Genomic DNA, 20,676 nt, shown 5'->3' with positions numbered 1-20,676 from the left:
AGGCCAGTGACGTGCGCGGAGACCGCGGTTGTCACGCTCGGTGAGGCGTAGACGGTTCTGCGGTGCACGTCACCGGCACGTCACTGGCATCTAACCGCTCCAGCAGCCTACGGCGGTTAGATCGAGATACACACTCTCCAGAGCTTCTAGCGGACCAGGTCCCCCAGCACTCGCGCCGCCCGCTCCACGTCCCCGAACCCGACGTACAGCGGCGTGAATCCGAACCGCAGCACGTCCGGGTGCCGGAAGTCGCCGACCACACCCCGCTCGATCAGCCGCTTCATCACGTCACCGGCGTCCGCGCAGCGCAGCGCGACCTGGCTCCCCCGCTCCGCGTGGGCCACCGGAGTCACCGACTCCACCCGCCCCGACGGCACGTACGACGCCACGCACTCCAGGAAGAAGTCCGTCAGCGCGAGGGACTTGGCCCGCACCGCCCCGACCGAGACGCCGTCGGCGTCCCACACGTCGAGGGCCGCCTCCAGGGCGAGCATGGACAGGATGTCCGGGGTGCCGACCCGGCCGCGCAGCGCGCCCGGCGCCGGTTCGTAGGCGGGCCGCATGCCGAAGGGTTCGGCGTGCGAGTTCCAGCCGGGCAGCGGGGAGTCGAAGCGGTCCTGCAACTCCTCGCGCACATACAGATACGCCGGCGAACCCGGGCCGCCGTTCAGGTACTTGTAGGTGCAGCCGACCGCGAGGTCCACCCCGTGCTCGTCCAGTCCGACCGGCAGGGCGCCCGCGCTGTGGCACAGGTCCCAGACGGCCACGGCACCCGCCGCGTGTACGGCGGCGGTGAGCGCGGGCAGGTCGTGCAGCCGGCCGGTGCGGTAGTCGACGTGGTTGAGGAGCACCGCCGCCGTACGGTCGCCGAGCACGCCCGGCACCTCGGCCGGGGTCACCGGCAGCACCGTGCAGCCGGTCATCCGGGCCGCCGACTCGGCGATGTACCCGTCCGTGGGAAAGGTCGTGGCGTCGACGACGATCTCGTCCCGCCCCGGGCCCGCCATCCGCACGGCTGCCACAACCGCCTTGAACACATTGACACTTGTGGAGTCGCCGACGACGATCTGCCCGGCCGCGGCCCCGACCAGCGGGGCGATCCGGTCGCCGATCCGCTCGGGCGCGGTCCACCAGCCGCTCTCGTCCCAGGACCGGATCCGCAACTCGCCCCACTGCCGCCGTACGACGTCCTCGACCCGGCCGGGGACCCCTACCGGCAGCGCGCCGAGCGAGTTTCCGTCCAGGTACACGACATCGTCACCGAGGACGAACTGCGCACGTACGCCCGCCAGTTCGTCGGCGGCGTCCAACTTCTCTGCCTTCAGCGCGAGTTCAGACATGGGAACGCGCCGTCCACAGCTCGGGGAACACGTTCTTCTGCGCGCGCTTCTCCAGCCAGGCCACCCCTGCGGAGCCGCCCGTCCCGGTCTTCGCGCCCATCGCGCGCCGGGTGGCGACGAGATGGTCGTTGCGCCATCGCCACACCAGCTCGGCGACATCGGTCAACGCCTCGCCGAGCCGGGCGAGTTCGTCGCCGGAGTCACCGGAGTAGAGGGCGGTCCATACCTCCTCCACCTGCTCCGACGGCTCGTAGCGCAGCGACACGTCACGCGTGAGCACGGCCTCCGGGATCGTATGCCCGCGCCGGTCGAGGAGCCTCAACACCTCGTCGTAGAGGCTCGGTTCGTGCAGTGCCTTCTCCAGCTCGGCGTGCACGCGCGGTGCGCCGCGGTGCGGGACGAGCATGGACGCGGACTTCTCGCCGAGCAGGAACTCCATGCGGCGGTACATCGCCGACTGGAAGCCGCTGCCCTCGCCGAGGGCGGCCCGGTACGAGTTGAACTGCGCCGGTGTGAGCTGGCCGAGGGGCCGCCAGGAGGCGTTGAGCGCCTCCAGCTCCCGTACGGAACGCTTCAGCGCGTCGATCGCGACCGGCACCCGGTTCTCGCGCAGGGCACGCGCGGCGGTCTCCCACTCGTGCACGACGACGGTGAACCACAGCTCCATCACCTGGGTGGTGACCAGGAAGACCATCTCGCCGGGGTCGTCGGAGCGGGTGTGCTGGAGGTGGGTGAGGACGTCCGCCTGGACGTAGTCCTCGTAGGGGGTCGTTCCCTGGAAGTCGAGATGCGGGGCCTCGGGCTCCTGCGTTTCCTGAGCCTGCTGGGACATCGCTGTCTCCTGATGCGTACTCCGGGTAGCGGTCCGCCCCTGCCGAATTCCGACACGGGGGCCCCGGTCCCCACCGGGCATCCTGCACAATCGTCCCGCAAGACCGCAAGGTCCGCCTGGTCACACCCAGGCGGACCCGCATCACCGCACCCGCGTCAGCCCAGCGTCTGGGCCGCCGTGGGCGAGGAGTCCTTCAGGAACTGGCTGCAGCGCGCGTACTCCTCCTGCTCCCCGATCGCCTGCGCGGCCCGCGCGAGGGCGTGCAGCGCACGCAGGAACCCGCGGTTCGGCTCGTGCTCCCAGGGCACCGGACCGTGCCCCTTCCAGCCGTTGCGGCGCAGGGAGTCCAGGCCGCGGTGGTAGCCCGTACGGGCATAGGCGTACGACTCCACGACGCTGCCCCGCTCGAACGCGTCGTCGGCCAGCAGGGCCCAGGCGAGCGAGGAGGTCGGATACTTCGCGGCGACCTCGGCGGGCGCAGTCCCGCTCGCGAGGAGGTCGCGCGGCCCGGGGTCTTCGGGGAGGTGGGTCGGGGGCGGTCCCCCGAGGAGGTTCTCGTGAATCGTCATGGGTTCCAGTCTCCCCCAGCCGCGGCCATTGCCCGGCATCCGCCCGCTACCCCGCGTCGAGCCGCCCCTTCCCCAACCGTGGCTCCAGCGGCGGAGCCGTGATCGAGCCGTGGGTGAGGCACTCCGGGTGGCGGCAGTCCGGGGCCGGGCGGCGGACCGTCGCGCAGGCCAGGATCGAACCCACCACCAGCACCCCCGCGCACCACCCCATCGCCCGGTCGAAGGCGTGGTCGAAGGCGCTCGCCGACCGGTACGCCTCCGAGCCCATCCCCGCGAGCAGGGGCAGCGCGGCGATCGCGATGAGGCCGGCCGCGCGGGCCGCCGCGTTGTTGATGCCGCTGGCCAGGCCCGCGCGGGCGGTGTCGACGGAGGCCAGGACCGTGGCGGTCAGCGGGGCGACCAGGACGACCATGCCGGTGCCCATCACCAGGAGGGCCGGTAGGACGTCGGCGAGGTAGGAGGCGTCGGGGCCGACCCGCAGCATCAGCAGCATCGCCGCCGCGCACAACAACGGCCCGACGGTGAGCGGGATGCGGGGGCCGATCCGCTGGGCCAGTTCGCCCGAGCGGGCCGAGAAGAGAAGCATCAGGGCGGTCGTCGGGAGCAGGGCCGTGCCGGCCTCCAGCGCCGAGTAGCCCGCCACGACCTGGAGTTGGAGCGCGGTGAGGAAGAAGAAACCGCTGAAGGCCGCGTAGACGCAGAGCGTTACCAGGTTGACCGCCGTGAACTGGCGGGACGCGAAGATGCCCAGCGGCATCATCGGATCGGGGCTGCGCTTCTCGACGTGGACGAAGGCGACCCCCGCGGCCACGCCCGCCACGGCGGTGACGATCACGACGGGCAGCGGGCCGTCGGCCGCCTCGATCAGCGCGTACGTGACGAGGGCGAGTGCGATCGCGCCCAGCGCCGCGCCCAGTACGTCGAAGCGGCCGTGTGTACGGCCGTCCGCCGACTCGGGGACATGGCGTACGGCGATGGGGGCGCAGACCAGCGCCATCGGGATGTTGATCAGGAACACCCAGCGCCAGCCGGGGCCGTCCACCAGCCAGCCGCCCAGGAACGGGCCGATCGCCGCGCCGATACCGCCGAAACCGGACCACAGGCCGACCGCCCTGGCCCGGTCGTCGGGGTGGAAGGAGGCCTGGATGAGGGCGAGGGAGCCGGGGGTGAGGAGCGCGCCGCCGATGCCCTGGAGCGCGCGGGCGGCGATCAGGACCCCGACGTTGGGTGCCAGCCCGCACAGCAGCGAGGCCGCCGCGAACCACAGCACACCGAGGACGAAGATCTTGCGGCGGCCGTAGCGGTCGCCGAGCGAGCCGCCGAGGAGGATCAGTCCGGCCAGCGTGAGCATGTACGCGTTGACCGTCCACTGGAGGGCGGCCAGGTCGGCGTCGAGATCGCGGCCGATGCGGGGCAGGGCCACGTTGACGACGGTGGAGTCCACCATCGCCATGCTGGAGCCGAGCACCGTGGTCAGCAGGATCCACTTGCCCTGGGGCGAGGCGAGCCGGACGTCGGAGGACATGACCCCAGGTATACAACGAGCCCGGTGCCGTGGCACCGGGCTCGCGTAACAGACGGACGGACAGACCGACTTACTTGATCTTCGTGCCCGTCGAGCGCAGGTTCGCGCACGCCTCGGTGACGCGCGCGGCCATCGACGCCTCGGCCAGCTTGCCCCAGGTCCGCGGGTCGTAGGTCTTCTTGGAGCCGACCTCGCCGTCGACCTTCAGGACACCGTCGTAGTTGCGGAACATGTGGTCCGCGACGGGGCGCGTGAAGGCGTACTGGGTGTCGGTGTCGAGGTTCATCTTCACCACGCCGTTCTCCAGCGCGGTGGCGATCTCCTGCTCGGTGGAGCCGGAGCCGCCGTGGAAGACGAAGTCGAACGGGGACGCCTTGCCGTACTTCGCGGCCACGCCGTCGCTCAGCTCCTTGAGCAGCTCGGGGCGGAGCACGACGTTGCCCGGCTTGTACACGCCGTGCACGTTGCCGAAGGACGCGGCGAGCAGGTAGCGGCCCTTCTCGCCGAGGCCGAGCGCCTCGACCGTACGGATCGCGTCGTCGACCGTGGTGTAGAGGGAGTCGTTGATCTCGTGCGAGACACCGTCCTCCTCGCCACCGGTCGGGGTGATCTCCACCTCAAGGATGATCTTCGCGGCGGCGGCGCGGGCCAGCAGCTCCTGCGCGATGGCGAGGTTGTCGGCGAGGGTCTCCGCCGAGCCGTCCCACATGTGGGACTGGAACAGCGGGTTGCCGCCGGCCTTCACGCGCTCCTCGGAGACGGCGATCAGCGGACGGACGTAGCCGTCGAGCTTGTCCTTGGGGCAGTGGTCGGTGTGCAGCGCGACCGTGACCGGGTACTTCTCGGCGACGATGTGCGCGAACTCGGCGAGCGCCACGGAGCCCGTGACCATCTCCTTGGCGTACTGGCCGCCCAGGAACTCGGCGCCACCCGTGGAGATCTGGACGATGCCGTCGCTCTCGGCCTCCGCGAAGCCGCGCAGCGCAGCGTGCAGGGTCTGGGTCGAGGTCACATTGATGGCCGGGTAGGCGAACTTGCCTGCCTTCGCCCGGTCGAGCATCTCGTTGTAGACCTCGGGGGTTGCGATGGGCATCTGTCCGCTCCTTGTATGTGCGGGTTGGCGATCTTCGCGATCTGCGTACTACGGCCCTGACCTAGACCTTGGGTGCGACGTCATCGTCGTGCCCATCTTTCCAGACGTGGCCGGATGCTAGGAGCGTGCGGTCAGTCCAGGCCCAGCTCGTCCTTGGAAAAGGCGAAGAGGTACGGCACTCCCGCGCCCGCCTCGATCTTCTCGGCGGCGCCGGTCGCCCGGTCCACGATGGTGGCGACGCCGACGACCTCGGCGCCGGCCGCGCGCACGGCCTCGACGGCGGTGAGCGGGGAACCGCCGGTGGTGGAGGTGTCCTCGACGACCAGGACCCGGCGGCCCGCGATCTCCGGGCCCTCCACCTGGCGCTGCATGCCGTGCGCCTTCGCGGCCTTGCGCACGACGAAGGCGTCCAGCTTCTGCCCGCGCGCGGCGGCGGCGTGCAGCATCGAGGTGGCGACGGGGTCGGCGCCCATGGTCAGGCCGCCGACCGCGTCGAAGTCGAGGCCTGCGGTCAGGTCCAGCAGCACCTGCCCGACGAGCGGGGCGGCCGCCCCGTCGAGGGTGACGCGGCGGAGGTCGATGTAGTAGTCGGCCTCCAGACCCGACGACAGGGTCACCTTGCCGTGCACCACGGCCTTGTCCTTGATCTGCTGCAGCAGCGCGCCGCGTACGTCCGTCATGCCTGCCAGCTTAGAGGCGCGTCCAAGTCCAGGTCATCGTGGCTTCCAGCGGCTCGATCGGGGTGACCAGGCGGGGCAGGGTGTTCAGGCCGTTCGGCGGGCCGGTCTGCGGTTCCACGCAGACGGCGGCCTCCTGCTCGTCGTAGACGACGACCCACTGCTCCGGGCTCGTCACCTTCAGCGCCAGCTGCCCCGGCCAGGTCAGCGTGACGTCGACGCCGTCCGGCATGCCGAAGCAGTCGTCCCAGGGGCCGGGCTTCACGTCGACACGGTTGCCGGTGGGCAGGTGGTCCTCGCCGCGCTCCTCCTGCCAGGCGGGGCCGAAGTCGACGAGCACGTCCTCGCCGCCGAGGTTGCGGTGGAACCACGGGTGCCAGCCGATCTGCGCCGGGAACGAGTCGTCGTACGCCTCGATCGCCATGGTGAGCGTCAGGGAGTCCCCGGTCAGCGCGACGGCCTGGGTGACGCGGCCCGGGAAGGGCCACGGCTCGGCCAGGTCGTACGTGATGACCGTCTCGTCGGCCGTCCTGCGGGCGGTGCGCCAGACGCCGTCGCGGACGGTGCCGTGGATGGCGTGCGGCGGGGAGTTGAGGGGCATCTGGTGGACGGTCCCGCCGTCCAGGAAGCGGCCGTCGCGGATCCGCCCGCACCAGGGGACCATCGGGAAGCACCCGAACCGCTCGCCCTGGCGCAGCAGTTCGGTGCCGCCGACGCGAAGTCCTCCGATACGGCCGCCGTTGCCCGGCTGCACCGTCACTTCCGCGTCGCCCGCGGTCAGCGTGATCTCTTCGTTACTCACGGCACGACCCTACTGGGCCGCTCAACGGCGTTTGCGCAGCACCCTGTTCACCACGATCGCCGACGCCAGGACCAGCGCGGCGGCGGGAGCCGCCCAGCGGAGGGTGGCGTTCGCGGACACGGTCTGCGGCGCGGGGACGGGGGCGTAACGCCCGCGCGGCGGCGCGTGGTCGACCTCCTCCGCGCTGCGGCCGATCATCGTGCGGCGCGCGTGCGCAGCCTCGGCGGGCGGCTGGGGCGTCTCGGCGAAGGTCTCGGAGACGTGCAGCTCCTCGACGGCGCCGGCCGCGTCGACATCCGGGTCGTCCAGATCCACGTCGTCCGCGTCCACGTCGTCCGCTTCTACGTCGTCCACGTCGTCGATGTCGTCGACCTGCTCCGGCTCGTCCTCGGGCTCCGCCTCCGCCCCCAGGTTCGCCGCGAACCGCTCCAGCAGCCTGGTCGCCGCCGCGTGCACCGCGTCCGACGCCAGTTCGGTGACCCGGCCGTCCGCCGTCGCCGTACCGTCGAAGGTGATCGTCGAGCCGCCGTCGGACTCGCGGACGCGCAGGGTGAGGGCGAGTTTGACGGAGCCGGTGCCGCGGGCCTCGGCCGCGTCGCCCTCGACGGTGTACGAGCCGTCGTCCCGGGCGGAGACGCGGACCGACCCGCGGTAGGTGATGGAGTGGCCGGCGACGCGGACCTTCAGGCGGCCGGCGACGGGTTCGGTGCCGGCGTCCTGCTGGAGGCCGGGGACGGCGCGGGCGACCCGGGCGGGGTCACCGAGCGCGGATCGCAGCCGCTCGGGCGAAACCGGAACGTGCACCTCAAGCTCCATGCTTGCGGAGCCTACCTAGGTTGGGCGGGGGTGCACCTGGCGTTGCGCGGAAGTGGCGCCGTGTTGGTGCGGGCGTCGCATCAATACCGGGGGTGCACCAGCGTCGAAGCCGGCAGGCCCGGTATCCGCGTCCGCTCCGCCGCCCGTTCGTCGCTCTCCAGCCCCCGCTCCGCGGGCACCGCCCCCCGCGCCGCCAGCACGAACCCCCAGTCGCGCGGGGAACGGGACGTTCCGGCCGTACGGTCGGGGCCCGCCGCGAAGCCCGAGGCCCGGCCGCCGACGCGGTACGGGACGGGGTACAGGCCGGCCGCGCGGACCGTGGAGACCACCGTCCAGAAGACGCGGCGCCGGGAGGAGACCGGCCCCGCGTGCACGACCAGCCGGCCCCGCTCGGTGAGGGCGCGGCGGGCGAGGCCGTAGAACTCCTGGGAGTACAGCTTGGTGCTGGCGGTGATGCCGGGGTCGGGGAGGTCGGCGATGACCACGTCGTACGTCCCCGGGTGGACCCGGCGCAGCAGGTCGAAGGCGTCGCCGGTGGTGACGTGGACGCGCGGGTCGCCGTAGACGTGGTCGTTGAGCGCGGCCAGGGCGGAGTCGTGGCGGGCCAACTGGACGACCGCCGCGTCGAGTTCGACGATGTCGACGCGGCGCACGCCCCGGTGGCGGAGGACGTCGCGGGCCGCGAGGCCGTCGCCGCCGCCGAGGACGAGCACGCGCGCGTGGGGACCGTCCATCGCGGGGTGGACGAGGGCCTCGTGGTAGCGGCGCTCGTCGCGTTCGCTGACCCGGAGGCGGCCGTCGAGGAAGAGGTCGAGGGGGCGGCCGTGGTCGCCGCCGGTGAGGACGACCTCCTGGACGTCCGTCTGGAGAGCCACCCGGACGTCCTTGCCGTAGACGGCGTGCCGCGCGGCCCGTTCGAAGTCGTCGACCAGTACGGCGGCGGAGGCGAGCAGGCCGAGGACGGTGAGGTTGGCGAGCACCAGGAGCCAGCGGCCCCGGCGGGTGAGGTCGCGGCGGAACAGGCCGAGGACCAGACAGCCGCCGGCGACCACGTTGACCGTGCCGGTGAGCAGGGTGCCGGTCAACTGGCCCAGGAACGGGAGGAGGAGGAAGGGGAACGCGAGGCCGCCGACCAGTGCGCCCACGTAGTCCGCCGCGAAGAGGTCGGCCACCGCGCCGCCCGCGTCCTGGCGCCGGATGCGCTGGATCAGCTCCATCAGCAACGGGACCTCGGCGCCGATCAGCAGACCGATCGCGAGGGAGAAGGCGACCAGGAGACAGCGCGGGCCCTGCGCCCACAGGCCGCCCCAGTTCCCGGTCCAGGCGAAGACCGCGTACAACGCCATCGCGCTGCACCCGCCGATCAGCGCGAGGGCCGCCTCGACCGCGCCGAAACCGGCCGCCGCGTGCCGGCGCAGCCGCTTCGCGGCGAGCGAGCCGATGCCCATCGCGAAGACCATGACGGAGAGGACCACGGACGCCTGGGTGACCGAGTCGCCGATCAAGTACGAGGCGAGAGCGACGAGTTCGAGTTCGTACACGAGTCCGCAGGCCGCGCAGAGGAAGACCCCCGCGAGCACCAGGAACCGGCCCGTGCCCGGCCGTACGGGCAGCCGCGCGGGGCCTGCCCAGGGCGGCTGGGTACCCGGCCGGGCCGGCGCGTGCGGTTCGATCACGCTGCGACGTTACGTCACAAGGCGGGCACGCTTCGTCACCCACACGCGTGGAATGTGTTTACGACGGCAAGGGGCGGTGCAGCCCGCCTGCGGCTCGGACGGGAGACGGCACCGGGTAGGCCACCGGCACCCGCACACCCACCCTCGTCCGGGTCGCCACCAGCTGGCCGTCCTGCGGATAGGCGTGCCAGGTGCGCCAGTGCACCTGGCCCTCGTACCGCTGGGCGAGCATCGCGGTGAAGGCGTGCGGGCTGCCGGGGAAGACCCCCGCCAGACCGTTGGGATGGTCGGCGACCAGGGCCAGCAGTTCCTGGGCGCGGCCCGCGAACTGCTCCGGGGACAGCACCTCGACCCGGGCCGCGAACTCGTACTCCCAGTCATCGACCCGCTTGGCGACCCCGAGGGGCAGCGGTGTGCTGGAACCCGGGATGCACGCGACCGTCTCCGAACAGCTGCCCCGCTCCTCGTCCAGGAGTACCTGGTGGGACGCGCCGAGCAGTCTCAACTGGAGCCGCGCACCGGCGAGTTCCAGGTCAAGTGTGGCCAGCGCGGGAAGCGGCTCGCGCCCCAGGGTCCAGGCGAGGTCGGCCGCGCGCGTATCGGTGTAGGAGGTCTGAAGGGTCGTGAGCATGGATCGGCTCCGCTAGCACGCAAAGAAAGGGAGGTGGGGGGTCCGGCGCACCCCGGTAGACACCGGGGGATCGGCCCGGTCAGCCCAGTCAGGAGAAGGTGTCTGCGGGCTTCCGAGGGGCCGCGCTGGTGATTTAGAGGGAATCATGAACGGTGGCGCCACCACAGTCTTTTTACCCAACTTCGTGGGGTTTCCATCCCTCAGGGGGCTCCACAGCTCAACTGTTCAACCAAGGCGTACGCCCAGGCGTGTAAGGCGCGCGCCGGGAGCGCCCGCCGGGAGCGGTCTCCCGACGGGCGCCGTGACCCCGGACGCGGCCTCTTCCGCGGTGCTCAGCTGCCCCGTGTCAGCTGTCATCGCGTCCGCTGCCGCGTCCCCTCAGTTGCCCCCGCCGCAGCCGCCACCGCCCCCGCAGGACGAGCCGCCGCCGCACGACGAGCCACCGCCGCAGGAGGAGTGCCCGCCGCCGCAGGAGTGGTGGCCGCCGTGGTGCCCCCCGGAGTGACCGCCGCCCGAGGACGACGACCCCCCGTCCCCGGCCCACCAGCTGCTCGTACCGGCGGCACCGCCGCCCCCGTGCGCGCCCCTCCCGCGGCCCGACTTGCGACCCGCTCGAACTACGGCCCCCACGAAGACGACCGCGATCACCGCCAGGATGACGAAGAAGAACATGGCGTCACCCTCCTTCCGATTCCCCCGAAGCGGCCCCCCGTGGGCGCCTCGTGTGGTGCGTGAAGCAGGGATGCCCGGCCGTCTCACCGGCCAAAGCAGAGTTGAGGAAGTCCAGAGCTTGGGCGCAGGATGACGGGCATGACCTCCAGCGCACGCCCCCTCCTCAACCGCCGGCTCGCCGAGTTCGGAACGACGATCTTCGCCGAGATGTCCGCCCTCGCCCTGAAGACCGGGTCGATCAACCTCGGCCAGGGTTTCCCCGACACGGACGGCCCCGAGGAGATCCGCGAGGCGGCGGTCCGCGCACTGCGCGACGGACGCGGCAACCAGTACCCGCCGGGCCCCGGCGTCCCCGAACTGCGCACCGCGATCGCCGGCCACCAGGAGCGCCGCTACGGCCTGTCCTACGACCCCGACGCCGAGGTCCTGGTCACGGCGGGCGCGACGGAGGCCATCGCCGCGGCGCTGCTGGCCCTGGTGGAACCGGGCGACGAGGTCATCGCGTTCGAGCCGTACTACGACTCCTACGCCGCCTGCATCGCGATGGCGGGCGGCACGCGGGTACCGGTCACCCTGCGCCCCTCGGAGGGCCGGTTCCGCCTCGACCTCGACGAACTGCGCGCCGCCGTCACCGACCGCACCCGCCTCCTCCTGGTCAACACCCCGCACAACCCGACCGGCACCGTCCTCACCCGCGAGGAACTCACCGCCATCGCCGAACTCGCCGTAGAACGCGATCTGTTGGTGATCACGGACGAGGTGTACGAGCACCTGGTGTTCGACACGGCCGAGCACATCCCGCTCGCGACCTTCCCTGGAATGCGGGGGCGCACGGTGTCGATCGGCTCGGCGGGCAAGACGTTCTCGTTCACGGGGTGGAAGGTGGGCTGGGTGACGGGAACCCCGGACCTGGTCACGGCCGTACGCTCCGCGAAGCAGTTCCTCACCTACGTGGCGTCGGGCCCCTTCCAGTACGCGGTCGCGGAAGCCCTGTCCCTCCCCGACTCCTACTTCGAGGCCTTCCGCGCGGACATGCTGGCCAAGCGGGACGTCCTGGCGACGGGCCTGACGGAGGCCGGCTTCGAGGTCTTCCGGCCGGCCGGCACGTACTTCATCACCACCGACATCCGCCCCCTCGGCCCCGAACTCTCCAAGAACGGCGACGGCTTCGCCTTCTGCCGCGCCCTGCCGGAACTCGCGGGGGTCGTCGCCATCCCCAACGCGGTCTTCTACGACCACCGGGAGGCGGGGGCGCCGTTCGTGCGGTTCGCGTTCTGCAAGCGGGTGGGAGTGCTGGAGGAGGCGGTGGGGCGGCTGAAGTCGCTGGCGGGCTGAGCCGTGGCAGGGGTCGGTGCGGTGAAGTACGTCCTGTTCGACGTCGACGGCACGTTGATCGACGCCGTGGCCAATCAGCGTCTGGTGTGGCGGACTTGGGCAAAGCGGTACGGGCTGGACCCCGACGAGGTCCACCAAGTGGCCTTGCGGACAAGGCCGCTGGAGACCTTCGCGCGGGTCGCCCCGGACCAGGATCCCCGGGAGTGCCTGGCCGCTCTGCACGAGTTGGAGGACGAGGACGTCCGTTCCGGCGTCTATTCGGCCTACGACGGCGCCTCGGAACTGCTGAGCGCCCTGCGCCCCGGGACCTGGGCCCTGGTCACCTCCAACTACGAGCACCGGGTGCGCGGACGCTTCGCGCGAACCGGGCTGACGGTCCCGGAGGTACTGGTGGACGCCGCCGCCGTGGAGGAGGGCAAACCGTCGCCGGTGCCGTATCTGCGGGCCGCGGCGCGGCTCGGCGCCGCGCCGGAGGACTGTCTCGTCGTCGAGGACGCGCCGTCCGGAGTGCGGGCCGGGCTGCGCGCCGGAATGACGGTGTGGGGCGTGAACACTCCCGTGCCGGTGGACGGCGTGCATCGTCACTTCGGCAGCCTGCGCGCGGCGGTCCGCGACATCCTCGCGTTCGCCTCCGGAAGCCCCTCCGGAAACCCTTTCGGCAGCGCGTCAGGAGAGGCGGAGATCTATCCAGGGAATGGTCTCCCCGGGCAGTAGATACCGCTCGGTCTCGACGAAGCCGTGCCGCAGCGCGAACCTGAGTCCGGCCTCGTTGGAGGACAGGACGACGGTCTCGATCACTTCGGCGCCCAGCTCGTGGGCGCGGTCGAGGCCGCGGGCGTAGAGCTCCTGGCCGAACCCATGCCCGCGGTGCGGGGCGAGAACGCGGGCGATGACGGTGGCCGTCCGCGTCTCGTCCGTCGGCGGGCGAACCGTGCTGCAGCCCACGAGTTCATCGCCTCCATCGTTGAGGTGGGCGATCTCCAGGTGGTGGCGTTGGGCGCGCTCCCGTACCTCGTCCAGGGAGAGGACGTGGGTGGGGATGATCGTGTTGTGGACGTGCCTCCAGTCCTTGAACGTGGCGTCGTCGTCCGGCTGTTGAATGCGAAGGCCAGGCATCCCGGCAGCGAACCCGATGAGCTCCTGCACGTCAACTCCGCCGGACGGCGAGAGCCCGGCCCCGGCGCGCGACGGTGGTGGTCGCATGCCGGGCCGGGCTCTCGCTGGATCGACTGGGGTGACTGGAGTGACTACTCCTCGTCGTCCTCCGGCTTCTCCGTGGCCTCGTCGACTTCCTCGGTCAGACCGAGCTGCTCGACGAGCCAGCGGTCGAACTCGATGGCGGCGCGCACCCAGCTGACCGTCGAGGAGACGAAGTGGTTCAGGTCGACGCCGGTGCCGATCAGCATCTGCGCCTCACCGATCAGACGGACGGTGCCGTCGTCGTGAGTGTGGCTGTAGACCTTGGGCCACAGGGTGCGGCGGTTCCAGTCGTCGATGGACTCCAGCAGGTGCGGCTTGGAGTCGATCTCGTGGGGACGGTCGTAGAACGTCCGGACGGAGAAGACGAGCTGGTCGTCCTCACCGCGGAACATGAAGTACGTACGGAACTGCTCCCACGGCGCCGCGAGGTCTCCCTCGTCGTCGACGACATACTTCAGCTCCATCTGGTCGAGGAGCTGCTTCACGAGGTCCTGATCCGGGACGACGGGGCCCGCCGGTCCTTGCTGCGGCTCGGGCTGGCCCCCGAAGTTCGGGATCGAGGACGGGTCGATGCTCACCGTGTATTTCCCTTCGTACGGATTCCGCCATCCTCCCCCATCCGGGGAGGGGGGTGGCAACCCCTGCCGGGTCTGTCCGCCACGGGCTGACCGATATACGGTCATGCCCATGCAGAGGGGGATGCGGTGGCCGCTGTGGGGGATGTGGTGGACATGCCTGGTTCTCGTGGTGGGGGCGGGCTGGTGGTTCGGACGCACGATGCTCTACGCCGCGTCCAGTGACGACCCGCCCGGCACCGTCACCGGGGCCGGCTGCGCCGAGGCCATGGACTTCTCCGGCGCCGCGCTGCCCGAGGACACCCGCGACGAGGACTGCACCTCGTACACCTGGGGAGGCCAGGCGTACGACGGCAGTTTCCGCATGCCGCGCGCGGCGGTGCGCGGCTGGCTGACGACGTCGTTCCCGGACGCCGCGGGCGTCCCCTGCGACGGGGACGACGACACGTGCGTCCACGTCGTCCGCGACACGCACGCGCACACGCCCGGTGCCTACGCCGTGACGGTGAGCGTGCACTACGAGGGCGGGTCCGCAGGGGACACCGCCCTCGTCAGCTTCGACGCGAGTTCCTACTGAGCGCCGGGCGTCACAGCGTCTTGCCGGTCGCCGGCCCCACGATCAGTCCGTCGCCGAACGCGTCCACCCGTACCGTGTCGCCGTCCTTGACCTCGCCCGCCAGGATCTCCTTGGCGAGCCTGTCCCCGATCGCCGTCTGTACCAGCCGCCGCAGCGGTCGCGCGCCGTACGCCGGGTCGTTGCCGTTGTCCGCGAGCCAGGTCAGGGCCTCGTCGGTGATCTCCAGGGTGAGGCGGCGTTCCGCGAGGCGCTTGGCAAGGCGGCCGATCTGGAGCGCGGCGATCCGGCCCAGCTCCTCCCGGTTCAGGGCGGAGAAGACCACGAGGTCGTCCAGCCGGTTGAGGAACTCCGGCTTGAAGGAGGCCCGGACCACCTGGAGGACCTGTTCCTTCTTCTCGTCCTCGCCGGTGCTCGGGTCGATCAGGAAGTTGCTGCCGAGGTTGGACGTGAGGATCAGGATGGTGTTGCGGAAGTCGACCGTGCGGCCCTGGCCGTCGGTCAGGCGGCCGTCGTCCAGTACCTGGAGCAGGACGTCGAAGACCTCCGGGTGCGCCTTCTCGACCTCGTCCAGCAGGATCACCGAGTACGGGCGCCTGCGCACCGCCTCCGTGAGCTGGCCGCCCTCCTCGTAGCCGACGTAGCCGGGAGGCGCGCCGACCAGCCGGGCCACGCTGTGCTTCTCGCCGTACTCCGACATGTCGACGCGGACCATGGCCCGTTCGTCGTCGAAGAGGAAGTCCGCGAGGGCCTTGGCGAGTTCGGTCTTGCCGACGCCCGTCGGGCCGAGGAACAGGAAGGAGCCGGTGGGGCGGTCGGGGTCCGCGATACCGGCGCGGGTGCGCCGTACCGCGTCGGAGACCGCCTGTACGGCCTCCTGCTGGCCGATGAGCCGGCGGCCCAACTCCTCCTCCATGCGCAGGAGTTTCTGCGTCTCGCCCTCCAGGAGGCGCCCGGCCGGAATGCCCGTCCACGAACCCACCACGTCCGCGATGTCGTCGGGGCCGACCTCCTCCTTCACCATCGTGTCCTTGGCGGCTTCTTCCTCCGCCTGGGACGCCTCCTCCAAGTCCCGCTCCAGGGAGGGGATTTCCCCGTAGAGCAGCTTGGAGGCGGTGTCGAAGTCGCCGTCGCGCTGGGCGCGTTCGGCCTGGCCGCGGATTTCGTCGAGCTTCTCCTTCAGCTCACCGACCCGGTTGAGGGACTGCTTCTCCTTCTCCCAGCGGGCGTTGAGGCCGCGCAGCTCCTCCTCGCGGTCGGCGAGGTCGCGGCGCAGCTTCTCCAGACGCTCGATGGAGGCGGCGTCGGTCTCCTTGTCGAGCGCCAGCTCCTCCATCTTCAACCGGTCGACGGAGCGCTGGAGTTCGTCGATCTCGACGGGGGACGAGTCGATTTCCATGCGCAGGCGGGAGGCCGCCTCGTCGACCAGGTCGATCGCCTTGTCGGGGAGGAAGCGGGAGGTGATGTAGCGGTCGGAGAGGGTCGCGGCGGCAACCAGTGCGCTGTCCGCGATGACGACCTTGTGGTGGGCCTCGTAGCGGCCCTTCAGTCCGCGCAGGATCGCGATGGTGTCCTCGACGCTCGGCTCCGCGACCAGCACCTGCTGGAAGCGGCGCTCCAGCGCCGGGTCCTTCTCGATGCGCTCGCGGTACTCGTCGAGGGTGGTCGCGCCGACCATGCGGAGTTCGCCGCGGGCGAGCATCGGCTTCAGCATGTTGCCGGCGTCCATGGCGGAGTCGCCGCCGGCGCCCGCGCCCACGACGGTGTGCAGTTCGTCGATGAAGGTGATGATCTGGCCGTCGGAGTCCTTGATCTCGGCCAGGACGGTCTTGAGCCGCTCCTCGAACTCGCCGCGGTACTTCGCGCCCGCGACCATCGCGCCGAGGTCGAGGGAGACCAGCCGCTTGTTCTTGAGGGACTCCGGCACGTCTCCCTTGACGATCCGCTGGGCCAGCCCCTCGACGACGGCGGTCTTGCCGACGCCGGGCTCGCCGATGAGGACGGGGTTGTTCTTGGTGCGGCGGGACAGCACCTGGACGACCCGCCGGATCTCCTGGTCCCGCCCGATGACGGGGTCGAGCTTGCCCTCGCGCGCGGCGGCCGTGAAGTCCGTACCGAACTTCTCCAGCGCCTTGTACTGCCCCTCGGGGTCGGGTGTGGTCACCCGGCGCCCTCCCCTGCTCTTCTGGAACGCGTCCAGCAGCTTCTTCGCACTGGCCCCCTGCTGGGAGAGTACGTCCCCGGCCGCGCCGCCCTTCGCGGCGATCCCGATCAGCAGGTGCTCGGTCGAGAGGTACTCGTCGCCGAGCTCCTTCGCGCGCTCGTCGGCGTCGGCGAGCACCGCGAGCAGTTCGCGGCTGGGCTGCGGGGGCGCGACGGTCGACCCGGTCACGCTGGGCAGCGCGCCGAGGACCCGCTCGGCCCCGGACCGTACGGCGGCCTGGTCGGCGTCGACGGCGGCCAGCAGGTCGGTGATGTTCTCGTTGTCCTCCCCCGCGAGCAGCGAGAGAAGCAGGTGCGCCGGGGTCAGATCGGCGTGCCCCCCGGTGACGGCGCGGCTGCTGGCCGCGTTGATCGCTTCCCGGCTCCTGTTGGTCAGCTCGGCGTCCACGTTCCGGTACTCCTCCTCCTACAGCCTTCGTACACGGACTGACTCGGTCAACGTGCACAAAGTTGAGTCTATTCCACTCAAGGCAGCGGCGGGGCAGATCGGGGGACCAAGTTCGGGGACCATAGCCTCATATCCGGTCGACCCGGGCGATCCCGACCCGTCGTACCTCACCTTCTGGCAGGAACGGCATCTGTGCACCCTCACGACCCCGCGCCCCGACGGCAGCCCGCATGTCGTTTCTGTCGGAGTGACATACGCCCCGGAGGCGCGGCCGGCTCGGGTCGTCGCGGACAAGTCGAGCCGGAAGGTGGCGAACATGCCGGCCGCCGGCCCGCTCGGGGCACGGGTCGCCGTGTGCCAGGCGGACGGGCGGCGCCGGGCGACGCCGGAGGGCCGGGCCTTCGTACGCGCGGAGCCGGACCGGGTCGCGGAGGCGGAGCACCGGTACGCCGGGCGCTACGGGCGCACCCCGTCGCCGAACCCGTCCCGGTGGTGATCGAGATCGGGTTGACGCGAGCGCTGGACAGGGACTGAATCGATCAGTTCAGGCCACTGCGGCCGGGCCCATACCCTGACATTTCGCCCAAACTGCAGCGGCGTCACCGTGTTCAGGTCACGGTGACGCCGCTGCGGGGGGAAGCACCTGAGCGATCTGTTACGACGGGGGAATCGCGTCAGGCACTGCGGGGGGTGGCTGAGATGGTCTGGACGTCGGGGGCATCCGTTTCCACCAGCCGGTGGTCTCGCTGGTCAAGATTCACAAAGATCATTCCGTACCTGATGGCACATCGCACCGGCTGCGGCGCCCCCCGAGGCCGCCGCAGACACCGGTACGCCCGTACGTCCTCGTCCTCGTCGCGGGTCACCACCACCGGCTCGCCGAACACTGTCACCATGAGCGAGTCACCGCTGTGGGGGATGGCGGTGGCCAGATCGATGAAGTGCCAGCCGGAGCGGTAGGCCGTGGCCATCTCGCGTCGGAAGCTGCGGTCGTCGGGTGGGGTCGTCATCGTATTCAGTCCCACCTGCTGTCAAGGGGGTACACGAGCGTTTCGTCGGTGTCGGCCGCGACAGTCACGGACTGGCCACTGTCCGCTCTGTGCGCGTCGCTCCTCACACCGGAGAGGCCGGCCAGCGTTCCGAAGGCCACAACGGCGGAGAAGGCGGCGACAAGCACCGAGCGAAGCATTCTGTTACGCATAGTCGGCTTCGTCCTCACTTGAAGGTCCCCTCTTCCCCCGTCCTGTAAGACGATGGCTTATTCAGGCACGTCATGGCCACACGATCGGTGCATCATGTTCCTGCATGTTCAGGACCCTGGGGGGTGGAGATTTGGCAACAAATGGGACTAAGGCGACACATCCCCATTCGGTGACCGAACTGTGTGAGGAGGGTAACCGTCTTTACGCGAACGCCCTGCGTACAGGACGCATCTCGCGAGGCGAGGTCGAGCCCGCGCCCTGCCTGATGGAATTTGCCCTGCTTCATCCGGATCCCGACGACCCGAGCTGGTTGCTTCCGCTTCCGCCGTCGGTCGCCCTGGCCCAGCGGCTCAACCCCATAGAACGGGAGATCACCGAGCACCGGCGGCTGTCGATCGCCCTCTCGGACGCCTTCGAGCCGTTCATGGCTCTCAGCGCCCAGGAGACGGCTCCCGCGCACTCGATCACGGTGCTGGAGGGCCTCAACGGCATCAACGCGGCGCTCGACCTCGCGACCTCCCAGTGCCAGACCGAGATGCTCACCGTCCAGCCCAGCGGCCACCGCAGCCCCGAGAACAGGCTTCTGGAGGCGCTGGAGCGCGACAAGCCCATGGCCGAACGCGGAGTGCGGATCCGCACCCTCTACCAGCACACGGCCAGGTACAACCCCGACCGGCTCGCCTACGTGGACCAGTTCGCCGACGGCAAGGTGGAGTACCGCACCATCGACGAGCTCGTCGAGCGCCTCGTCATCTGCGACGAGACCGTGGCCTTCATCCCCATCCGCGACGACCGGCAGGTGGCTCTGGAACTCCGGCACCCCGGTCTCGTCCGCTACCTGGTCAAGGTCTTCGAATTCATGTGGGGTCGCGCGGTGCCGCTGAGCGCGGGCACTCCCTACGAGACCGACCCGGACGGCATCACCGACATCCAGCACTCCATCGCCAAGCTCCTCGTCGAGGGCCACGTCGACGAGGCCATCGCCCGCAGGCTGGGCATGAATGTGCGCACCTGCCGCGCCCACATCGCCAAACTGGCGACAGCCCTGGGCAGTGGCAGCCGCGCGCAGCTCGGCTTCCTCATAGCCCAGTCGGGGATGCTGAAGCAGGATCACTCGGCGCACGGAGGAGCCGGCCATCCGTGACCGGAGCGCATTCGCACAGGGCGGAGGAGCTCTGTGCGGCAGGTGGATCCGCGATGGCTGCCGACGGCTCCCGTACGGCGGCCACGGACACCGCGACGATCACGGTCCTCGGCGACAAGGACCGCACCCTCGGCAGCGAGAGCCGCGCCCGACTCGGCTACCTCATCGGACAGTCGGGGATCCCTGATCGGCGGGAGTGAGCTGCGCCGGGACGTCCGGCACGCGTGACGCGGCGCCGTCCAGGCCCACCTGGGCGATACGGACGCCCAGCTGGGTACGGCTGGCCGCGCCGAGTGTCTCCGACAGCCGGGCGATGTGGGCGCGGCAGGTGCGGACGCTTATGCCGAGCCGTTCCGCGATCACCGCGTCCTGGTGGCCCTCCGCGAGCAGGGCCGCGATGGACTGTTCGCGGTGGGAGATGCCCTCGATGCCGGTGTCGGGCAGGGGGGCTGCGACGGGGATCGCAAGGCGCCACAGGCGGTCGAAGACCGTGACGAAGTAGTCGATCAGCGCCGGGTGGCGCAGTTCGAGCGCCATGGTGTGGTCGGCGTTGGCGGGGATGAAGGCGACCGTCCGGTCGAACAGGATCAGGCGGTCCACGACCTCGTCCAGCGTCCGTGCCTCGACCGCGTCGCCCATCAACTCCAGGTAGTTCAGCAGGCCTTGGCCGTGCCGGGCGACATGGGTGTACAGGTCGCGCATCCGGACCCCGCGCGAGCGCAGGGCCAGGGCGCGGTGCAGGCCCTCGGTGAGTTCCGGTTCGCGGCGGATGCCGCCGGGCTGGACGGTGAGGACCTCGCCGGTGCAGGCCTCGGTCGCGTCGTCCATCGCCGCCTGGATACGGGCGAGCCCGTCCAGGACACGGATCGCGGCGCCCTCCAGGACCCCCGACGCCGGCGCGGACGCCTCGATACGGCGGCCGAGACCGGCGTACCGCTCGAAGGCGTCGACCGCCGAACCCACCCGCCGGTGGCTCTCGCTGACCTCGTCGTAGACCCCGCGCAGCAGCCGGGTCATGACCTCCTGCGGGGAGGTCGGCACCAGCCAGTCCATGTCGTCGGGGTCGGGGTGGAGGAGGGCGAGCTCCAGCAGACACGGCACCGGCTCGGCGTCCGTGCGCGGCACCCGGCCCCGCCGTACGGCCCGGGAGTACACGAGGTCCCCGGCGTCGCAGAGCCGGTCAGCACCGTGTGGATGCGCGTCCGTCCCGTTCCCGGTCATTGCCCATCCCACCCCCGGTTCCCGGCTCTTTGCAGCGCAACTATGCGCGGACCCGACCTGCTCCGCAACACGGCTCCCGCTCGAACGAGCCCCGAAAACCACCGATATCGCTCACTATCTCCCCACCTCCGCGTGTCACCTTGCAACAAGCTGGGGGGTACCCGGCCTCGGCCGCCGGCCG

At 70.9% G+C, this 20,676-nt stretch carries 22 protein-coding genes and 1 pseudogene; 6 read left to right on the top strand and 17 right to left on the bottom strand.

Annotation, left to right across the window (positions count from 1 at the left end; genetic code table 11):
• Nucleotides 1–146: 146 nt before the first annotated feature.
• The 11 genes from kynU to OH768_RS28240 all read right to left on the bottom strand — a co-directional run bounded on the left by kynU (nt 147) and on the right by OH768_RS28240 (nt 10,633).
• Entirely contained in the window at nt 147–1,340 is a 1,194-nt protein-coding gene (gene kynU, locus OH768_RS28290) for a kynureninase (RefSeq protein ID WP_406458184.1), read from the bottom strand.
• Nucleotides 1,333–2,172 (bottom strand): tryptophan 2,3-dioxygenase family protein, encoded by an 840-nt coding sequence (locus tag OH768_RS28285; protein WP_406458182.1) that lies wholly within the window; start codon nt 2,170–2,172, stop codon nt 1,333–1,335. The genes kynU and OH768_RS28285 overlap by 8 nt, the downstream gene beginning before the upstream one ends.
• Nucleotides 2,173–2,327: 155 nt before the next feature.
• Nucleotides 2,328–2,741, bottom strand: a complete 414-nt coding sequence (locus OH768_RS28280) for a DUF3151 domain-containing protein (RefSeq protein ID WP_093627692.1) — start codon at nt 2,739–2,741, stop codon at nt 2,328–2,330.
• Nucleotides 2,742–2,787: 46 nt separating this feature from the next.
• Nucleotides 2,788–4,266 (bottom strand): MFS transporter, encoded by a 1,479-nt coding sequence (locus tag OH768_RS28275; RefSeq protein WP_406458180.1) that lies wholly within the window; start codon nt 4,264–4,266, stop codon nt 2,788–2,790.
• A 70-nt stretch (nt 4,267–4,336) separates the two neighbouring features.
• Nucleotides 4,337–5,359, bottom strand: a complete 1,023-nt coding sequence (fbaA, locus tag OH768_RS28270; protein ID WP_406458178.1) for a class II fructose-bisphosphate aldolase — start codon at nt 5,357–5,359, stop codon at nt 4,337–4,339.
• Nucleotides 5,360–5,490: 131 nt separating this feature from the next.
• Entirely contained in the window at nt 5,491–6,039 is a 549-nt protein-coding gene (gene pyrE / locus OH768_RS28265) for an orotate phosphoribosyltransferase (RefSeq protein ID WP_406458176.1), read from the bottom strand.
• Between the two features lie 10 nt (nt 6,040–6,049).
• A complete protein-coding gene (locus OH768_RS28260) occupies nt 6,050–6,838 on the bottom strand; it encodes an aldose 1-epimerase (RefSeq protein WP_406458174.1) in 789 nt (262 codons plus the stop codon).
• 21 nt (nt 6,839–6,859) lie between these two features.
• Nucleotides 6,860–7,642 carry an SRPBCC domain-containing protein gene (locus tag OH768_RS28255; protein ID WP_406458172.1) on the bottom strand — a complete coding sequence of 261 codons (783 nt, stop codon included), beginning with the start codon at nt 7,640–7,642 and terminating at the stop codon, nt 6,860–6,862.
• A 92-nt stretch (nt 7,643–7,734) separates the two neighbouring features.
• Complete coding sequence (locus OH768_RS28250) at nt 7,735–9,330, bottom strand: polyamine aminopropyltransferase (RefSeq protein WP_406458170.1); 1,596 nt, start codon at nt 9,328–9,330, stop codon at nt 7,735–7,737.
• Between the two features lie 58 nt (nt 9,331–9,388).
• Nucleotides 9,389–9,961, bottom strand: coding sequence for a DUF2617 family protein (locus OH768_RS28245; protein WP_406458168.1), 573 nt, complete (start codon nt 9,959–9,961; stop codon nt 9,389–9,391).
• Nucleotides 9,962–10,339: 378 nt separating this feature from the next.
• Complete coding sequence (locus OH768_RS28240; protein ID WP_406458166.1) at nt 10,340–10,633, bottom strand: hypothetical protein; 294 nt, start codon at nt 10,631–10,633, stop codon at nt 10,340–10,342.
• Nucleotides 10,634–10,762: 129 nt separating this feature from the next.
• Between OH768_RS28240 and OH768_RS28235 the strand changes: the two genes are divergently transcribed.
• Both OH768_RS28235 and OH768_RS28230 read left to right on the top strand, forming a co-directional pair.
• Nucleotides 10,763–11,968: a pyridoxal phosphate-dependent aminotransferase gene (locus OH768_RS28235; RefSeq protein WP_406458164.1), complete on the top strand. Its 1,206-nt coding sequence runs from the start codon at nt 10,763–10,765 to the stop codon at nt 11,966–11,968.
• A 21-nt stretch (nt 11,969–11,989) separates the two neighbouring features.
• Nucleotides 11,990–12,682: an HAD-IA family hydrolase gene (locus tag OH768_RS28230; RefSeq protein WP_406458162.1), complete on the top strand. Its 693-nt coding sequence runs from the start codon at nt 11,990–11,992 to the stop codon at nt 12,680–12,682.
• Here the strand turns inward: OH768_RS28230 and OH768_RS28225 are convergent.
• Entirely contained in the window at nt 12,635–13,084 is a 450-nt protein-coding gene (locus OH768_RS28225) for a GNAT family N-acetyltransferase (RefSeq protein ID WP_406458160.1), read from the bottom strand. The genes OH768_RS28230 and OH768_RS28225 overlap by 48 nt on opposite strands.
• 131 nt (nt 13,085–13,215) lie before the next feature.
• Nucleotides 13,216–13,746 (bottom strand): YbjN domain-containing protein, encoded by a 531-nt coding sequence (locus tag OH768_RS28220; protein WP_406458158.1) that lies wholly within the window; start codon nt 13,744–13,746, stop codon nt 13,216–13,218.
• A gap of 109 nt (nt 13,747–13,855) precedes the next feature.
• Between OH768_RS28220 and OH768_RS28215 the strand changes: the two genes are divergently transcribed.
• Nucleotides 13,856–14,320: a hypothetical protein gene (locus OH768_RS28215; protein WP_406458156.1), complete on the top strand. Its 465-nt coding sequence runs from the start codon at nt 13,856–13,858 to the stop codon at nt 14,318–14,320.
• Between the two features lie 10 nt (nt 14,321–14,330).
• On the opposite strand, the gene clpB is transcribed toward OH768_RS28215, so the two are convergent.
• A complete protein-coding gene (gene clpB / locus OH768_RS28210) occupies nt 14,331–16,928 on the bottom strand; it encodes an ATP-dependent chaperone ClpB (RefSeq protein ID WP_406458154.1) in 2,598 nt (865 codons plus the stop codon).
• A gap of 121 nt (nt 16,929–17,049) precedes the next feature.
• Between clpB and OH768_RS28205 the strand changes: the two are divergent.
• Nucleotides 17,050–17,462: pseudogene (locus OH768_RS28205) on the top strand (pyridoxamine 5'-phosphate oxidase family protein).
• A 140-nt stretch (nt 17,463–17,602) separates the two neighbouring features.
• On the opposite strand, the gene OH768_RS28200 reads toward OH768_RS28205, so the two are convergent.
• Together OH768_RS28200 and OH768_RS28195 are read right to left on the bottom strand one after the other, a co-directional pair.
• Entirely contained in the window at nt 17,603–17,938 is a 336-nt protein-coding gene (locus OH768_RS28200; RefSeq protein ID WP_026178811.1) for a hypothetical protein, read from the bottom strand.
• 5 nt (nt 17,939–17,943) lie between these two features.
• A complete protein-coding gene (locus tag OH768_RS28195) occupies nt 17,944–18,147 on the bottom strand; it encodes a hypothetical protein (RefSeq protein WP_406458152.1) in 204 nt (67 codons plus the stop codon).
• Between the two features lie 86 nt (nt 18,148–18,233).
• Here OH768_RS28195 and OH768_RS28190 point away from each other — a divergent pair, with 86 nt between their 5' ends.
• Together OH768_RS28190 and OH768_RS28185 are read left to right on the top strand one after the other, a co-directional pair.
• Nucleotides 18,234–19,274, top strand: a complete 1,041-nt coding sequence (locus OH768_RS28190) for a helix-turn-helix transcriptional regulator (RefSeq protein WP_406458150.1) — start codon at nt 18,234–18,236, stop codon at nt 19,272–19,274.
• A 53-nt stretch (nt 19,275–19,327) separates the two neighbouring features.
• Nucleotides 19,328–19,474, top strand: coding sequence for a hypothetical protein (locus OH768_RS28185; protein WP_406458148.1), 147 nt, complete (start codon nt 19,328–19,330; stop codon nt 19,472–19,474).
• On the opposite strand, the gene OH768_RS28180 is transcribed toward OH768_RS28185, so the two are convergent.
• Nucleotides 19,437–20,495, bottom strand: coding sequence for a LuxR C-terminal-related transcriptional regulator (locus OH768_RS28180; protein WP_406458146.1), 1,059 nt, complete (start codon nt 20,493–20,495; stop codon nt 19,437–19,439). The genes OH768_RS28185 and OH768_RS28180 overlap by 38 nt on opposite strands.
• Between the last annotated feature and the right edge of the window lie 181 nt (nt 20,496–20,676).

Origin of the sequence: Streptomyces sp. NBC_01622 (genome assembly GCF_045209635.1) — a bacterium.
Lineage (GTDB): Bacteria > Actinomycetota > Actinomycetes > Streptomycetales > Streptomycetaceae > Streptomyces.
The sequence above is the reverse complement of the archived record's forward strand: the minus strand, read 5'-3'. Positions and strand labels throughout refer to the sequence as shown.

Excerpts from the sequence above, each read along its gene's own strand:
- OH768_RS28245 (WP_406458168.1), bottom strand. The coding sequence starts at position 9,961 with ATGCTCACGACCCTTCAGACCTCCTACACCGATACGCGCGCGGCCGAC.
- OH768_RS28200 (WP_026178811.1), bottom strand. The coding sequence starts at position 17,938 with ATGACGACCCCACCCGACGACCGCAGCTTCCGACGCGAGATGGCCACG.
- fbaA (WP_406458178.1), bottom strand. The coding sequence starts at position 5,359 with ATGCCCATCGCAACCCCCGAGGTCTACAACGAGATGCTCGACCGGGCG.
- OH768_RS28240 (WP_406458166.1), bottom strand. The coding sequence starts at position 10,633 with ATGTTCTTCTTCGTCATCCTGGCGGTGATCGCGGTCGTCTTCGTGGGG.
- OH768_RS28215 (WP_406458156.1), top strand. The coding sequence starts at position 13,856 with ATGCAGAGGGGGATGCGGTGGCCGCTGTGGGGGATGTGGTGGACATGC.
- OH768_RS28190 (WP_406458150.1), top strand. The coding sequence starts at position 18,234 with ATGTTCAGGACCCTGGGGGGTGGAGATTTGGCAACAAATGGGACTAAG.
- OH768_RS28280 (WP_093627692.1), bottom strand. The coding sequence starts at position 2,741 with ATGACGATTCACGAGAACCTCCTCGGGGGACCGCCCCCGACCCACCTC.
- OH768_RS28235 (WP_406458164.1), top strand. The coding sequence starts at position 10,763 with ATGACGGGCATGACCTCCAGCGCACGCCCCCTCCTCAACCGCCGGCTC.
- OH768_RS28285 (WP_406458182.1), bottom strand. The coding sequence starts at position 2,172 with ATGTCCCAGCAGGCTCAGGAAACGCAGGAGCCCGAGGCCCCGCATCTC.
- OH768_RS28180 (WP_406458146.1), bottom strand. The coding sequence starts at position 20,495 with ATGACCGGGAACGGGACGGACGCGCATCCACACGGTGCTGACCGGCTC.
- OH768_RS28185 (WP_406458148.1), top strand. The coding sequence starts at position 19,328 with ATGGCTGCCGACGGCTCCCGTACGGCGGCCACGGACACCGCGACGATC.
- OH768_RS28225 (WP_406458160.1), bottom strand. The coding sequence starts at position 13,084 with ATGCCTGGCCTTCGCATTCAACAGCCGGACGACGACGCCACGTTCAAG.
- kynU (WP_406458184.1), bottom strand. The coding sequence starts at position 1,340 with ATGTCTGAACTCGCGCTGAAGGCAGAGAAGTTGGACGCCGCCGACGAA.
- OH768_RS28275 (WP_406458180.1), bottom strand. The coding sequence starts at position 4,266 with ATGTCCTCCGACGTCCGGCTCGCCTCGCCCCAGGGCAAGTGGATCCTG.
- pyrE (WP_406458176.1), bottom strand. The coding sequence starts at position 6,039 with ATGACGGACGTACGCGGCGCGCTGCTGCAGCAGATCAAGGACAAGGCC.